The 14,750-nt window shown below is 53.3% G+C and carries 14 protein-coding genes, 3 tRNA genes and 1 other RNA gene; 14 read left to right on the forward strand and 4 right to left on the reverse strand.

The window, feature by feature from the left end; all coding sequences use genetic code 11:
* The first annotated feature begins 62 nt into the window (after positions 1-62).
* From ACZ5TN_RS04295 to ACZ5TN_RS04310, 4 genes are all read left to right on the forward strand, one after another.
* Positions 63-2,261 (forward strand): elongation factor EF-2, encoded by a 2,199-nt coding sequence (locus tag ACZ5TN_RS04295; protein WP_464917254.1) that lies wholly within the window; start codon positions 63-65, stop codon positions 2,259-2,261.
* Between the two features lie 234 nt (positions 2,262-2,495).
* Complete coding sequence (gene tuf, locus ACZ5TN_RS04300) at positions 2,496-3,782, forward strand: translation elongation factor EF-1 subunit alpha (protein WP_011249263.1); 1,287 nt, start codon at positions 2,496-2,498, stop codon at positions 3,780-3,782.
* A gap of 58 nt (positions 3,783-3,840) precedes the next feature.
* On the forward strand, positions 3,841-4,149 hold the full coding sequence (rpsJ, locus tag ACZ5TN_RS04305) for a 30S ribosomal protein S10 (protein WP_011249262.1): 309 nt from the start codon (positions 3,841-3,843) through the stop codon (positions 4,147-4,149).
* Between the two features lie 16 nt (positions 4,150-4,165).
* Positions 4,166-4,252 (forward strand) — tRNA-Ser (locus tag ACZ5TN_RS04310).
* Positions 4,253-4,393: 141 nt separating this feature from the next.
* On the opposite strand, the gene ACZ5TN_RS04315 is transcribed toward ACZ5TN_RS04310, so the two are convergent.
* Both ACZ5TN_RS04315 and ACZ5TN_RS04320 read right to left on the reverse strand, forming a co-directional pair.
* Positions 4,394-5,614, reverse strand: coding sequence for a DEAD/DEAH box helicase (locus ACZ5TN_RS04315; RefSeq protein WP_464917255.1), 1,221 nt, complete (start codon positions 5,612-5,614; stop codon positions 4,394-4,396).
* A gap of 72 nt (positions 5,615-5,686) precedes the next feature.
* Positions 5,687-5,764, reverse strand: a tRNA-Lys gene (locus ACZ5TN_RS04320).
* A gap of 110 nt (positions 5,765-5,874) precedes the next feature.
* On the opposite strand from ACZ5TN_RS04320, the gene ACZ5TN_RS04325 reads away from it, so the two are divergent.
* A tRNA-Leu gene (locus ACZ5TN_RS04325) sits at positions 5,875-5,962 on the forward strand.
* Positions 5,963-6,647: 685 nt separating this feature from the next.
* Here the strand turns inward: ACZ5TN_RS04325 and ffs are convergent.
* An RNA gene (gene ffs / locus ACZ5TN_RS04330) (signal recognition particle sRNA) lies at positions 6,648-6,961 on the reverse strand.
* A gap of 122 nt (positions 6,962-7,083) precedes the next feature.
* On the opposite strand from ffs, the gene pyrH reads away from it, so the two are divergent.
* The 9 genes from pyrH to ACZ5TN_RS04375 all read left to right on the forward strand — a co-directional run bounded on the left by pyrH (position 7,084) and on the right by ACZ5TN_RS04375 (position 14,118).
* Positions 7,084-7,761: a UMP kinase gene (gene pyrH, locus ACZ5TN_RS04335; protein ID WP_464917256.1), complete on the forward strand. Its 678-nt coding sequence runs from the start codon at positions 7,084-7,086 to the stop codon at positions 7,759-7,761.
* Positions 7,762-7,845: 84 nt separating this feature from the next.
* Positions 7,846-8,016, forward strand: coding sequence for a hypothetical protein (locus ACZ5TN_RS04340; protein WP_464917257.1), 171 nt, complete (start codon positions 7,846-7,848; stop codon positions 8,014-8,016).
* Positions 7,985-8,206 (forward strand): pentapeptide repeat-containing protein, encoded by a 222-nt coding sequence (locus ACZ5TN_RS04345; protein ID WP_367884982.1) that lies wholly within the window; start codon positions 7,985-7,987, stop codon positions 8,204-8,206. The genes ACZ5TN_RS04340 and ACZ5TN_RS04345 overlap by 32 nt, the downstream gene beginning before the upstream one ends.
* 65 nt (positions 8,207-8,271) lie before the next feature.
* The gene (locus tag ACZ5TN_RS04350; protein ID WP_464917258.1) at positions 8,272-8,481 is read left to right on the forward strand and encodes a hypothetical protein; all 210 of its coding nucleotides are present in this window, start codon (positions 8,272-8,274) and stop codon (positions 8,479-8,481) included.
* 82 nt (positions 8,482-8,563) lie between these two features.
* Entirely contained in the window at positions 8,564-8,743 is a 180-nt protein-coding gene (locus ACZ5TN_RS04355) for a type II toxin-antitoxin system RelE family toxin (protein ID WP_464917259.1), read from the forward strand.
* 46 nt (positions 8,744-8,789) lie between these two features.
* Complete coding sequence (locus ACZ5TN_RS04360) at positions 8,790-10,109, forward strand: NAD(P)/FAD-dependent oxidoreductase (protein WP_464917500.1); 1,320 nt, start codon at positions 8,790-8,792, stop codon at positions 10,107-10,109.
* A gap of 145 nt (positions 10,110-10,254) precedes the next feature.
* Positions 10,255-12,006 (forward strand): endonuclease/exonuclease/phosphatase family protein, encoded by a 1,752-nt coding sequence (locus ACZ5TN_RS04365; RefSeq protein WP_464917260.1) that lies wholly within the window; start codon positions 10,255-10,257, stop codon positions 12,004-12,006.
* A 31-nt stretch (positions 12,007-12,037) separates the two neighbouring features.
* Positions 12,038-12,580 carry an RNA 2'-phosphotransferase gene (locus ACZ5TN_RS04370; RefSeq protein ID WP_464917261.1) on the forward strand — a complete coding sequence of 181 codons (543 nt, stop codon included), beginning with the start codon at positions 12,038-12,040 and terminating at the stop codon, positions 12,578-12,580.
* A gap of 209 nt (positions 12,581-12,789) precedes the next feature.
* On the forward strand, positions 12,790-14,118 hold the full coding sequence (locus ACZ5TN_RS04375) for a hypothetical protein (RefSeq protein WP_464917262.1): 1,329 nt from the start codon (positions 12,790-12,792) through the stop codon (positions 14,116-14,118).
* 21 nt (positions 14,119-14,139) lie between these two features.
* Here the strand turns inward: ACZ5TN_RS04375 and ACZ5TN_RS04380 are convergent, their stop codons facing one another.
* Positions 14,140-14,454: a hypothetical protein gene (locus tag ACZ5TN_RS04380; RefSeq protein WP_054840059.1), complete on the reverse strand. Its 315-nt coding sequence runs from the start codon at positions 14,452-14,454 to the stop codon at positions 14,140-14,142.
* Positions 14,455-14,750: the final 296 nt, after the last annotated feature.

Genomic DNA, 14,750 nt, shown 5'->3' on the forward strand with positions numbered 1-14,750 from the left:
CTTTATAACTGGGCCTTTTAAGTTAAGCCGACAAGCTCATTCAAGAGAGTAGGTGGTGTATTATGGGAAGAAGGGAAGAGATGATTGCGAAGATTAAGGAATTGATGACCCAGCCTGAGAGGATCAGGAACATGGGTATCGCCGCTCACATTGACCACGGTAAGACCACTCTGAGCGACAACCTGCTCGCCGGTGCTGGAATGATCAGCGAGGAGCTCGCCGGAAAGCAGCTCGTCCTCGACTTCGACGAGCAGGAGCAGGCGAGGGGTATTACCATCAACGCGGCAAACGTTTCGATGGTCCACAACTACGAGGGCAACGACTACCTCATCAACCTCATCGACACTCCGGGTCACGTCGACTTTGGTGGTGACGTTACCAGGGCCATGCGTGCCATAGACGGTGCTATCATCGTCGTTGACGCCGTTGAGGGTGTCATGCCCCAGACCGAGACCGTTCTCAGGCAGGCCCTCAGGGAGTACGTCAAGCCGGTTCTCTTCATCAACAAGGTTGACAGACTCATCAAGGAGCTCAAGCTTACTCCCCAGCAGATGCAGGAGCGCTTCGTCAAGGTCATCACCGACGTGAACAGGCTTATCAGGAGGTACGCTCCGCCAGAGTTCAAGGACAAGTGGCTCGTTAAGGTCGAGGACGGTAGTGTCGCCTTCGGTAGCGCTTACTACAACTGGGCCCTCAGCGTTCCCTACATGAAGAAGACAGGTGTTTCTTTCAAGGACATCATCGACCTCACCAACGCCGGTGACCTCAAGACCCTCAGGAAGAAGGCCCCGCTCCACGTCGTCGTCCTGGATATGGTCGTTAAGCACCTCCCGAACCCGCTCGAGGCCCAGAAGTACAGGATCCCGCACCTCTGGAGGGGCGACATCAACAGCGAGGTCGGTCAGGCAATGATGAACTGCGACCCGAAGGGACCGATGACCATGGTCGTTACCAAGATCATCCTTGACAAGCACGCCGGTGAGGTCGCTACCGGCCGTGTCTGGAGCGGTACCGTCAAGACCGGTCAGGAGGTCTACCTCATCAACAGCAAGAGGAAGGCCAGGATCCAGCAGGTCGGTATCTACATGGGTCCCGAGAGGATCAACATGGAGGCCGTTCCCGCTGGAAACATCGTTGCCGTTACTGGCCTCCGCGATGCTATGGCCGGTGAGACCGTCTCAGTCCAGCAGATCGAGCCATTCGAGGCCCTCCACTACACCAGCGAGCCGGTTGTTACGGTAGCTATCGAGGCCAAGAACGTTAAGGACCTTCCGAAGCTCGTTGAGGCCCTCAGGCAGCTCGCCAAGGAAGACCCAACCCTTCACGTCAAGATTGACGAGGAGACCGGCCAGCACCTCCTCAGCGGTATGGGTGAGCTCCACCTCGAGGTCAAGCTCCACAGGCTCAAGACCGAATGGAAGCTCGATGTAGAAGTTTCACCGCCGATCGTCGTCTACCGCGAGAGCGTCACCAAGCAGAGCCCGATCGTCGAGGGCAAGTCCCCGAACAAGCACAACAGGTTCTACATCACAGTCGAGCCGATGCCGGATGAAATCTACCAGGCGATCAGGGAGGGCGAGATTCCCGAGGGCAGGCCGAAGGACCCGAAGGCAGTCGCCAAGAAGCTCGCCGAGCTCGGTATGGACTATGAGATTGCCAAGGGTATCGTCGACATTTACAACGGCAACATGTTCCTTGACAACACCAAGGGTATCCAGTACCTCAACGAGGTCATGGACCTCCTCGTCGACGGTTTCCACCAGGCCATGGATGAGGGACCGCTCGCCAAGGAGCCCGTCATGAAGGTCATCGTCAGGCTCCACGACGCCAAGATCCACGAGGACAACGTCCACCGCGGTCCGGCTCAGATCTACCCGGCCATCAGAAGCGCTATCCACTGCGCCATGATGAAGGCTGGACCTGTCCTCTACGAGCCGTACCAGAAGGTCATCATCAACGTGCCCTACGAGTACATGGGTGCCGTCAGCAGGGAGCTCAACCAGAGGCGCGGTCAGCTCATTGACATGAGGCAGGAGGGCGAGGTCATGATCATCATCGGCGAGGCTCCAGTTGCGGAGATGTTCGGATTCGCTGGAGCCATCCGTGGAGCCACCAGCGGTAAGGCCCTCTGGACAACGGAGCACGCTGGCTTCAAGCGCGTTCCAAACGAGCTTGCCCAGCAGATAATCAGACAGATACGCCAGAGGAAGGGTCTCGACCCCAACCCGCCGAAGGAGCAGGACGTCTGCCCGCAGCAGTGATGCGGGCTTTCTTCTTGTTCTCTCTTTGACCTTTTCTCAAGAACTCTGTTTTATCACGTGAAAGTCTAAATCCGTCATTAGTTAACTTTTTAAACCCCGTTCTTGAGTTAAACCCAGAACTCATGAGGTCCCCCCGAAAACGGCGGGTTTCCCGCCCGAGGGGGCCGAGGTTCGAAAGATTTAAAAAGCCATCCTAGTCAACGAGACTAGACCAAAATATGGAGGTGTTTGAAAATGGCTAAGGAGAAGCCACACGTTAACATTGTGTTTATAGGCCACGTAGACCACGGAAAGAGCACTACCATCGGTAGGCTGCTCTTCGACACAGCGAACATCCCGGAGAACATCATCAAGAAGTTCGAGGAGATGGGTGAGAAGGGTAAGTCCTTCAAGTTCGCTTGGGTCATGGACAGGCTCAAGGAGGAGAGGGAGCGCGGTATCACCATCGACGTCGCCCACACCAAGTTCGAGACCCCGCACAGGTACATCACCATCATCGACGCTCCGGGCCACAGGGACTTCGTTAAGAACATGATCACCGGTGCCAGCCAGGCCGACGCGGCTGTCCTCGTCGTCGCCGCTACCGACGGTGTCATGCCGCAGACCAAGGAGCACGCCTTCCTTGCCAGGACCCTCGGTATCAACCACATCATAGTTGCCATCAACAAGATGGACATGGTCAACTACGACGAGAAGAAGTTCAAGCAGGTCGCCGAGCAGGTTAAGAAGCTCCTTCAGATGCTCGGCTACAAGGACTTCCCGATCATCCCGATCAGCGCTTGGGAGGGCGACAACGTCGTTAAGAAGAGCGACAAGATGCCCTGGTACAACGGCCCGACCCTCCTCGAGGCCCTCGACCAGATACCCGAGCCGCCGAAGCCGGTTGACAAGCCGCTCCGCATCCCGATCCAGGACGTCTACTCAATCAAGGGTGTCGGTACCGTTCCAGTCGGCCGTGTTGAGACCGGTGTCCTCCGCGTCGGTGACGTTGTCATCTTCGAGCCGGCCAGCACCATCTTCCACAAGCCGATCCAGGGTGAAGTCAAGAGCATCGAGATGCATCACGAGCCGCTCCAGGAAGCCTACCCAGGTGACAACATCGGTTTCAACGTCCGTGGTGTCGGTAAGAACGACATAAAGCGCGGTGACGTTGCCGGACACACCACCAACCCGCCGACCGTCGTCAGGCCGAAGGACACCTTCAAGGCCCAGATCATCGTCCTCAACCACCCGACCGCTATCACCGTCGGCTACACCCCAGTCCTCCACGCCCACACCACCCAGGTCGCAGTTAGGTTCGAGCAGCTCCTCGCTAAGCTCGACCCGAGGACTGGTAACATCGTCGAGGAGAACCCGCAGTTCATCAAGACCGGTGACTCGGCCATCGTCATCCTCAGGCCGACCAAGGCCATGGTCATCGAGCCGGTCAAGGAGATCCCGCAGATGGGCAGGTTCGCCATCCGTGACATGGGCCAGACCGTCGCTGCCGGTATGGTCATCTCAATCCAGAAGGCCGACTGAAGGCCTTCTCAATCTTTCCTTCCTTTGACCTCTTTCCAAACCTTTAGGAGGGACGGAAATGCAGAAGGCGAGGATTAAGCTTGCGAGCACCAACATTAAGGCCCTCAATGAGGTCACCGACCAGATCAAGCAGATAGCAGAGAGAACCGGCGTCAGGATGAGCGGTCCGATACCGCTTCCGACAAAGAGGATCAGGATCACCACCAGGAAGAGCCCAGATGGAGAGGGTTCCGCCACCTTTGACAGGTTCGAGCTCCGCGTTCACAAGAGGCTCGTTGACATCGAGGCCGACGAAAGGGCCATGCGCCAGATCATGCGCATCCGCGTTCCCGAGGATGTTACCATCGAGATCGAGCTCATCTCTTGATTCCTCTCATTTATGCGCCGGGGTAGCCTAGCCTGGGAAGGCGCGGGCCTGGAGAGTCCGTGGGCGTTAGCCCGCCAGGGTTCAAATCCCTGCCCCGGCGCCAGCTCTTAACCTTCTTAATTGCTTCCTTCTTAACTGCTTGTTTTGATTAAGCACCACAGAAGCGACTTTAGAGAATTTTTCAGAATTCATACTCAGATATAAGAGCAATCAGAAATCAACAAGAGGGGGAAAAGAAAAATCCTCAATATCTCCTCCTTCTCTGGCGGGGCTTCATTGACCCCCACCTGCCGCGGTACTCACCTTCAAGCTCCTCCTGCCTCAACCTCTCCCGGTATTCTTTGGGAATACCCTCGCTGAGTTCGGACTTCTTGACCTCAACGCCGGCCTGCTTTGTGATGTACCTAAAGCGCCTCAGTTCTCCTGGGGCGATGAAAGTTATGGCCTTTCCTTTCTTACCCATTCTCCCTGTCCTTCCAATCCTGTGGATGTACTGTTCAGGGTTCATTGGAATTGAGTAGTTGATAACGTGGGTTATCTCTGGAACGTCAAGTCCCCTCGCTGCTACATCGGTCGCAACGAGTATCTTAGTTTTCCTGGCCTTAAAGCGATTGAACGTCTTCTCTCTAGCCGGCTGGCTCATATCGCCGTTGAGGGCCTCTGCCCTGAATCCAGCCGCCCTAAGCCTCATAGAGAGTTCCCTCGTCTCGGCTTTAGTCTGACAGAACACTATGCCGTAAAACTCATTAGACTCATCTGAGAGTATCTTGGTGAGAAGGTCGAACCTTCTGTGGGGAACAGCTTCGATGTACTCCTGCTCAACCTCTCCTGGGACAAGCTCGTCCCTGCTGACGATGACTACCTCGGGGTTTCTCATGTACTTCTTTGCCAGCAGGAGGACATCCATCGGCATCGTGGCTGAGAACATCAGGACCCTCTTCTCCTTGGGGGTTGCCCTGAAGATTGCTTCGATGTCCTCCTGGAAGCCCATGTCCAGCATCCTGTCGGCCTCATCGAGGACGAAGAACCTGACCCCATCGAGGTTCAGAGTACCTCTGTTTATGTGGTCGAGAACCCGTCCAGGAGTTCCAACTACTATGTGGACGCCCCTCTCAAGGGCCCTTATTTGAGGTCCGATCGGCTGTCCGCCGTAAACGGAGTAAACGTAAATCCTCCTTTTGCCCCTGAGCGACCTGAGCTCATCAGTGACCTGTATGGCAAGCTCCCTTGTGGGGGTTAGAATCAACGCTTGAACTTCCCTTATGGATTCATCTATCGAATCCAGAATCGGAAGTCCAAAAGCTGCTGTTTTTCCGCTTCCCGTTTTTGATTGACCCACAATATCGCTCTCAGCGGACAGTAGAAGGGGGATGACCTCCCTCTGAATGTCTGTTGGGATTGAAAAACCCTTTCTTTCAACTGCTTCAACTGAAGCACTGGATAGTCCAAGTTCTCTAAAACTCATTTTTCATTACTCCTTAATGTCTAGTAATTCCAACGCGCTCCTGCTCAGAACGCGCTGAGGAGAAACGCGCTTTGGCGGGCCGGGGGGGATTCGAACCCCCGACCTGCGGATTAAGAGTCCGCCGCTCTAACCAGGCTAAGCTACCGGCCCACGACCCGAAACCATAGAGATGGATTGCCTTTATAAATTTTTCGGTCTTCTGGAGTGCCGAGAAGCACCGTAAAGTTTATAAAGCACTGCACTGCCCTATATTTGGCAACGCGGGGGTTGCCGAGCCTGGTCAAAGGCGCGGGATTGAGGGTCCCGTCCCGCAGGGGTTCCGGGGTTCAAATCCCCGCCCCCGCACCACAGCAGCCCTTTCTCACGAAAGCGCTGGCGGAAGAAAAGTATGCGTTCTTAACGAGCTAGCTTTTGAGTGGGTTTACTTATCGAGTAGCCAGACTTACAGGATTTCCTCACCGTATAGCGCTCGTCGAGCGCTAAAAAGAAAGTTTGAAATCACAATTAGTGTGATATTTTGAGGTTAAACCCGCGTGAACTTGCTTTCTGAGCAAGCATACCCTCTCTAACAGCAAAGTCAAAAGAAAGGGCGCACTTTTGGTCAAGCGTTTTCTAAAAGCTTGCTGCGCGACGTTGAAGCTTCGCTTCAACGCACGGGACGATAGCCCCGTTGAGTTTGATCGAGGCTCGTGGTTCTTCTTAGAATTGCCCCACTACAAGGATTTTCAAGATACACAAGCTAGCATTAGTGAATTCCCCAATTTCAGCCCTCTAAAAGAAGTTTCCAACATCCCGACGCCCTACGGGTGTCGATTAAAAGCAAACTCACACCGAGAACTCTTACTAAAATCGAATTCGCACTCATACAGCGAGCTCCTGAATGAAAAATCTCCCCAGAACAACCTTCTAATCAAGAACCACGAACTTTGATGAAACTTTGCTTGCAAAGTTTCTTTGGTCAAGCTTTTCCCAAAAGCTTGCTAGAAAAGTTTCATTAGTGTAGCCTCTCCCAAAAAGCTTCAAAGTCTAGTGGCGGCGGGCGCGCCCGGGGGTGGGAACCCTCCGCCGCGCCCTTCCACCGGGGCTCGCTCACCCCCGCTACCCCGGGAGCGCCGCACGTCCCGCCTACCGCTGCTCCCTTCCGGGCCTGGCGGGGTTCGGCGGGCAAAGGGCGTTAGCCCGGCCCTCCAGCCGGACCTCGCCCACCGCCGGCCCCCCGGGACGAGGGATCACCGTTGTGCCCCGGCTTCCGGGCGCGGTTTTGGGAACCGCCCCCCGGGCTTCGGCCCCCGCATATCGACGGTTTCGGGTTACAGGGGACGCCGAACCCCCCGGCCTAGCCCGCCGCCAGGAATAGTTAGCAGAGCTGGATATATAAAGGTTTGGTAGGTACAAAAGCCCTGAAGTTTGCCATTTTCCAGTTAAGAAAAGGTTATAAAGGCCCTCCGATTAGCAGAAGGAGGGTCATCATGAGGATAGTCTTTGATATAGGCGGCTCTGTTCTCGTTCCCGAAGATCCTGACATCGACTTTATCAAGGCGATAGCATACGAGCTCGTCAAGATAAGCGAGGACCATGAGGTAGCGGTTGTCGTCGGCGGCGGAAAGGTCGCCAGGAAGTACATCCACGCGGCTAAGACATTCACGCCTAACGAGACCTTCAAGGACTACATAGGAATCCACATCACGAGGGCAAACGCAATGCTTCTCATCGCTGCCCTCGGCGAAAAGGCATACCCATTCGTCGTCCAGGACTTCCGTAAGGCCTGGGAGGTCATCCAGCTCAAGAAGATTCCGATAATGGGTGGAACCCACCCCGGCCACACGACCGACGCGGTAGCTGCTCTTCTCGCCGAATACCTGCAGGCGGATCTTCTAGTTGTTGTAACCAACGTTGACGGAGTCTATGATTCAGACCCGAAGAAGAACCCCAACGCGAAGAAGCTCGACAGGATTACCGTTGACCAACTCGTTGAGATAGCGATGCAGGAGGAGAGCAAGGCAGGAGGAAGCGGCGTCGTTGATGCCCTCGCAGCAAAGTTTATCCAGAGGGGGAAGATAAAGACTTACATCGTCGGCAAGAAGGACGCTTACCACCTCTTTGACTTGATAAAGGGCAAGCACAGCGGAACGGTTGTGGAGCCCTGATGTCTTCTCTCATTTTGTTTCACTCAGACAAAGGTTTTTATAGTCTTGGAACGTAAAGTGCCCCCATGTGCAAGATGGCGCACTATGGGAACTGTGATCCCGATACCTCAGATCAGGAATACTGTTATTTTTAATAAGCCGAACAAGACGGAGGAAGAAGCCGTTGAGTTCTACAGGAAGTTCTTAGAGCGGTTTAAACCGAGGGTTGAGGAGATTGAAGCTGATGGAGAGAAGATTAGAGAGACTTATTTTTGAAAAACCCGTAGATGCTAGAGGTTTTGTGTTTCCTAAAAGGTATATAAGTACTTTTGGATTTTCATGTTTTAAAGAGTTAGTAGATTTTAGATTTTCGACTTTTGAAGAATACGCAAATTTTTCTAGAGCGACTTTTTATAAAAAATGCAATTTTGGGAAAGCCATCTTCAAGGATTATTCTCGTCTCTGAAGGGCGAGACTTTCGGAAGGAAAAAGTAATTAACCCCCCGTTCCAAGTTATCAAGTGGTGAGATGATGGAAGCCGATCCAATTAGCGTTCTCCTTTATGACATTAGGGAGATGAAGAAGCGCCTCAATGAGATGGAGAAAGAGCTACTAAAGCTCAAGGCAAGGCTCCTTGAGGAAGAGGAGGGAGAAAGTCCAGAGGAGATTGAGGCCCTTGAAAAAGAAGCCCTCGAAAACGGAAAGGATTGGGACGAGCTCAAGAAGGGGCTGGGACTGTGACGTTCAAGGTCATAGTCAGCAGGAGAGCAGAAAAAGGAATAAGGAACTTCCCCCTGCCAACCTGAAACGCTTTGCCGAGCTCATGGAGACATTAAAAATCAACCCCGTCCCGATAGAACGTTTTGACGTCAAGAAGATACGGGGCTCTGAGAAAGCGTACCGCGTTAGGCTTGGCGACTATAGAATTCTCTACACAGTTCATTGGGACGACGATATCGTTATCATCCTGAAGGTTGAGCCTCGTGAGAGGGCATACCGCTGACCCAACCCTTTTATACCCCCTCCCCCTTCTCTCTCCGGTGAGCCCCATGAAAATCGTCGTCATCGGTTCTGGAACAGCCGGAAGCAACTTCGCCCTCTTCATGCGCAAGCTCGACAGAAAGGCCGAGATAACCGTCATAGGGAAAGATCCAACGATGCAGTACTCCCCCTGCGCCCTGCCGCACGTGGTAAGCGGCACTATCGAGAAGCCTGAGGACGTTATTGTCTTCCCCAACGAGTTCTACGAGAAGCAGAAGATAAACCTTATGCTGAACACGGAAGCAAAGGCGATAGACAGAGAAAGGAAGGTTGTAATCACGGATAAGGGCGAAGTCCCGTACGACAAGCTTGTTTTGGCCGTTGGTTCAAAGGCTTTCATTCCGCCGATTAAGGGAGTTGAGAATGAGGGAGTCTTCACACTAAAGAGCCTCGACGACGTTAGGAGGATAAAAGCCTACATAGCCGAGAGAAAGCCGAAGAAGGCCGTCGTTATCGGAGCTGGTCTCATCGGTCTTGAGGGCGCCGAGGCCTTTGCAAAACTTGGAATGGAAGTTCTGATTGTAGAGCTAATGGACAGGCTTATGCCCACAATGCTCGACAAGGACACGGCAAAGCTCGTCCAGGCTGAGATGGAGAAGTACGGCGTTTCATTCCGCTTCGGCGTCGGCGTGAGTGAGATCATCGGAAGCCCCGTCAAGGCGGTCAAAATAGGCGACGAAGAAGTTCCGGCAGACCTCGTCTTGGTTGCAACCGGGGTGAGAGCCAACACCGACCTAGCCAAACAGGCCGGGCTTGAAGTGAACAGGGGCATAGTGGTTAATGAGCACCTCCAGACGAGCGACCCGGAGGTCTACGCAATAGGTGACTGTGCTGAAGTTATAGACGCCGTAACTGGAAAAAGAACTCTCAGTCAGCTCGGAACTTCCGCCGTTAGGATGGCCAAGGTGGCCGCGGAGCACATAGCAGGTAAGGACGTCTCCTTCAGACCAGTCTTCAACACCGCTATAACCGAGCTGTTTGGCCTTGAAATCGGCACCTTCGGAATCACCGAGGAGAGGGCAAAGAAAGAGGACATCGAGGTAGCGGTCGGAAAGTTCAAAGGCTCGACCAAGCCAGAGTACTATCCCGGAGGCAAGCCCATAACCGTAAAGCTCATCTTCAGAAAGTCAGACAGAAAGCTTATCGGCGGCCAGATAGTCGGCGGCGAGAGGGTCTGGGGCAGGATAATGACGCTTTCTGCCCTCGCTCAAAAAGGCGCAACGGTTGAGGACGTTGCCTACCTGGAAACGGCCTACGCCCCGCCGATAAGTCCGACCATAGACCCGATAACGGTCGCGGCAGAGATGGCCCAGAGAAAGCTCCGCTGAACCTCTATCCCCTTTCACTTTTCTTCCCACTCCTGAATCAACATAGATGTACACTGAATTTCTGCACATCAGAATTCACGAAAATTTAAATAATCCTCCACAACCAGCTAAATACCAACTAACAACCCTGTGAGAGGTGAATCCAATGAAAGACAGATTGAAAGGACCTATTGCTAATAGAGAACTCTTAATCGGGATAAGTACGGGTGTTCTCCTAGCTTCTTCCATGAGGGTTTTCGTCGCGGGGGCATATTCAAGCGTCGAGAAGACGTTCTTTTACAACGTCATGTTCCCCTCCGTGCTCGGCGTGGTGCTGTTCATAATTGCATCCGCTGTTGTGGGCAAACTCAACAGGAGGATAGGAGCTGCAATAGTGGCGGCCTACGCGCTGGTTTCTCTCCTCACGGATGCGACTGAATACACTCACCTGATAGCGGCCCTTGCCATCCCAGTTGCACTGGCACTCCTCAGTGAACTCGACATAAAGTACGTGACGATGGGGCTTGTGGCGGATTTGGGGCTGAGGGTTCTCGCCGTTGGCGGGGAGCCGCTCGACTTCCCACACACCAGGATTATCCTGAGCCTCGTCGTTCTCTTCGGAGCTTACGCCCTCTGGAAAGAGGAAGGGAAACTGCCAAAGCCTGGCTTCGGCCTCTACGCTTTTGCCGCCCTCCTGGAACTCGGTCTCATGTATCCAAACGCAGTCTTGAGGTACTCCGGAATTAACTCTTATTATCTTCCTACCTTCGTCGGCTACTCTTTCATAATAGCCCTTGCACTCCTCGGGGGGCCTTACCTCGCCAGGAAGCCTAAGATTGCCCCGGTTCTTCTGATCCTGGGCACGGCGACCCTCTTCGTTAAACCACTGAGTTTGATAGGTCTTCCACTGGCCCTCGCATCTGCCGTTGCTCTCGTTGAGAGTGCCAAGACCATCCGCAAAGGGGAGCTGGGGGCTATTTATCTCTTCTTGGTGGTGACCCTCGCCTTGGGCGCCTACATCGGCAGGGACATTGGATTGGCCTTCATGGAGGACAAGCTGGAGGCCCTAATAGTTGTTGCCTCTATAGTTTATGCAGTCGTAACTTATGGCAAGAATGCCCCTATCAGTACTCCAAACAGGAAAGAGGTAGTGAGTGTGCTCGCTGGTCTCGCTCTCGTTTCAGTGATCGTTCTAGCGCTCTTCAGCGCGGAGCCGAGCTATGTGGAGAGCAAGAAGGACATTCTCATCTGGAGCTACAACATCCATCAGGGCTTCGGCCCGTATCGGGGAACTTTCAATGGGCATGAACTTGTGAAACTCCTGAGGGAGCATGAACCTGACATCATCGCCTCTCAAGAAGTCGTTGGAGGAATGATAGCTAACGGTTACCAGGACGTTCCACTTATGCTCTCTGCATATCTCGGCTACGCCTACGAGTACAAGCCCGCAGTTGAGGGTACGTACGGAATAGCAATTTTCTCCCACTGGCACATGAATACCGAGGGAGAGCTCAACCTCAAGAGCGTCGGCCAGGCGAGGCCCGCGCAGAAGGTAAGGATTGAAGAGCTTGGAATAACGCTTGTGAACGTCCACATGGGGCTGAGCGAAGAAGAACGCGCTATGCAGGCGGAGGAGCTCCTGAGCTTCGCCGAAAGCGAACCAGCAGCGCACGTAATTTTGGGGGACACGAACGCAGAGCCCGATGAGAAGGCCATCCAGATAATAACCCAGGAGTACAAGGATGCTTTTGAAGAGAGGCCGCCCTACACCTTCAACTGGGGCGACATCGACATCGAGAACATAGACTACATCCTCCTGAAGAAGGACTTGCCAGCGAAGGTAAAAGACTACGGATGTCTCTGCGAGGTTGAGGTTTCCGACCACAGACCGGTGTGGGCGCTGATAGAGCTCCCGTGAGGTTTTTAGCTTTTCTTCATAATTTTTCCACATGAAGCCAGAGCGGAAGCGAGTAAGCAAGCTTATGGCGTACATCCTGCGACACTCGCCAGAGGAGTTCGGCCTCCGGCCGGACGTTGAAGGGTTCGTTTCTCTCAACGAGCTCGTCAATGCACTAAAGACGGTTTATCCCGAGGTCACAGAGGAATTCGTTAGGGAAATCGTCGAGAATGATCCGAAGGGCCGCTACGAAATCCGGGGAGATAGAATAAGGGCCCGCTACGGCCACAGCTTTCCAGTCAGTCTCGACCACGAAGAGGACACCGAGAGCCGCTTTCTGTACCACGGTACTCCCCGGAGGAACCTGCCCTCGATTCTAAAAGAAGGCCTGAAGCCAATGAAACGCCAGTACGTTCACGTAAGCACCGACAAGATCGAGGCCCTGGAAACGGGAAGGCGGCACGGAAGAGAAGTAGTCCTCCTGGTGATAGACGCCGAATGCCTGAGGAAAAGAGATCTCAAGATATACAAGGCCGGGAAGAACGTAAGAATAGTTGAGAGGGTGCCGCCGGATTGTATAACCCTGGCGGTCTAGTCAGCCCATGCGAGTTTCCTCATCACTCGGACGAAACTTCCCTCATCATCCCGGGGTGAGTGTGAGAACAGGGTTAAAAAGGTAGCCCTGAGATAGGGTGCGCTAATCAGAGCACCGTTTTACTAGTATTAAGATTTTTTCAAAAACGAAAGTTTTATATAACTTAGCAACAACTATGAGTGTTAATTAATCCTCAGGATGGTGACTCAATGAAGAGGCTCGTGGGGCTTCTCGTTCTTTCACTCCTCTTCTCTCCGTACCTCCTGGCAAGCCCCCTTCAGGTCAGGGGAATAGCGCACTATCGAGACGGTTTTCTCGTTTTAACAGCTGGTTCCTCAAGCAACACTACCCAGCTCTGGCTCTACTGGCCAGGAAAAGGTTTCAAGCTCCTGAACGAAACCTTTCCAAACCTCACCTTCGTCCATTCAAGCGGGGAGAGAGTGCTCCTATACCGGAACGTATCCGATGTTTACTCAGCTCCGGACATCCAGTTCTACGTCTATGACGGCGCGCTTCATTTCGCGGGAGGTTTCAATGGGGTGACCGACTGCTGGGATGAGCTCTCGATGTACTGGAACGGGAAGTTCTACATGATATTCCAGCCCTGGGAAGCCTGCCAGATGACAGGATACAACTGGTACGCCCTCGTGAACACAACCGTTTATCCCCTTCTGGATGACGACAGGGGTCGCTCCACAGTTTGCACGGGCTCAAAATGCTACGTCGGGAACATCCAGATGATCCCCAACGGTTATCTCGTTGGCTACACCAATTTCTACACCGAAATAACGAATCTCCGCGCCGTTGTTTTCACTCCTTCGGGAATTAAGATTGAGAACATAACCTTCGGAAACCTGTCCGCGGAATGGGGTGGAAGCTGTTTCAACGGAACCCATTTTGGCGTTTTGGTTGACAACTACGCAGATATTGCCTTTCATAACGAAACCGTCTGGAGATTCTACCTGGGAATCATCAACACCACTGGGAACTACACCCTGATCCCCCTAGATTCAGTACCAAAAGGGAAGAACATCTCCCTGTCCCTCCTAGGGAGCTACGATGGAAGATGGATCGTTCGAAAGTATAGATACTGGTACTCGTGGAACTCCACCACGGGAAGAAACAGTGGAGAGGAAACGCTTGGCTATTTAATCGTCTCGCCTAGCGGTGGTATTGAGGTAAGCAAATCACTCAACGTGACTCCCATCTGCGAGCAGAACTGGCCTCTCCTGGTCTTCAGGGGAAGGAATCCCGTTGATAACACCCCACTCCTAAACGGCCGTGAAGTCAACATAAACGAGAGCATCCTGACATACCAGGGGAGGAGCTTTGAGCTTCCTTTCAGCCCGAAAATGGGTGATTGTGGCAACGGCTGCCTTTTCTCGGACGGGAGAGAACTGGTGTATTTTAATGGCAGCGGCGTTCAACTCGTTGAATTTCCCAAAAAGAACACCATTGGAACGGGCTTTATTGTGGTCTTCGGACTGGTTTTCGCGGCCATGCTGATTGTACTTGCCGCAAAATGGGCTAGAGATTAAGCCAAAACTAAATGAAAAGAATCAAAATTCAGCCCTATCCACCGACAGGACAACGACGATGTCGCGGTAGAAGGACTTTATTGCCCGGAGGTGCCTCTCTTCAACTCTGCCCGACGCGGCAACGTGGCTGTAGTACTTCTCAAGCTGGTCGAGGAGCCACTGGAGCTCTTCCTTCGCCTTTGGACTGAAGCCGTTGCCCAAAAGCTTGCCCCTCAGAAACGGCATGACTTCCGACGGACGGCCGAGTGCGGCCCAGAAGAGACCTTCCTTAAGAACCTCGAACAGGAGTTCCTCGGAACCTGCCCTAACGGACGGTTTCTCCCTCCCCCCTTCCAAGCTTTCTGGGGACGTTCCTTACGACTTCGCCTGCACCAGCCATGGATATCACCGCGCCAAAATAAGCCTTGGAGTATTTGACTTTTTCGGAAGAAAACCTGAGGATATGGCAAAATTGGGTAAAAAATGGGCAGACTTTTTGAACATATGCCCGATGTAAGCCTAAATCCTGACACTCTATCATGCGATCAGCAGGATGCCCATCACCGCCAGGATTGGGGCGGCGTAGGAGAGGGCTATCAGGAGCTTCTTCTTCATAGTATCACCGTGCACGGATGTATGCATCTGTTTGAAAG

The sequence above is a fragment of the Thermococcus sp. JCM 11816 genome (assembly GCF_055396515.1).